1 rRNA gene is annotated in these 255 nt (G+C 56.9%); it reads left to right on the top strand.

Features of this window, described 5'->3' with window-relative positions:
- Positions 1-255, top strand: a 16S ribosomal RNA gene (locus K1I44_RS15200); the annotation flags it as partial.

Raw genomic sequence — 255 nt, 5'->3', positions numbered from 1 at the left:
CAGCATTCAGTTGGGCACTCTAAGGTGACTGCCGGCTAAAAGTCGGAGGAAGGTGGGGATGACGTCAAATCATCATGCCCCTTATGACCTGGGCTACACACGTGCTACAATGGGCGGTACAAAGGGTCGCGAACCCGCGAGGGGGAGCCAATCCCAAAAAGCCGCTCTCAGTTCGGATTGCAGGCTGCAACTCGCCTGCATGAAGCCGGAATCGCTAGTAATCGCGGATCAGCATGCCGCGGTGAATACGTTCCC

It is taken from the genome of Anoxybacillus sp. ST4 (assembly GCF_019448545.1).
Taxonomy (GTDB): Bacteria; Bacillota; Bacilli; order Bacillales; family Anoxybacillaceae; genus Anoxybacillus; species Anoxybacillus pushchinoensis.
This window is presented reverse-complemented; position numbering and strand designations above follow the sequence as displayed.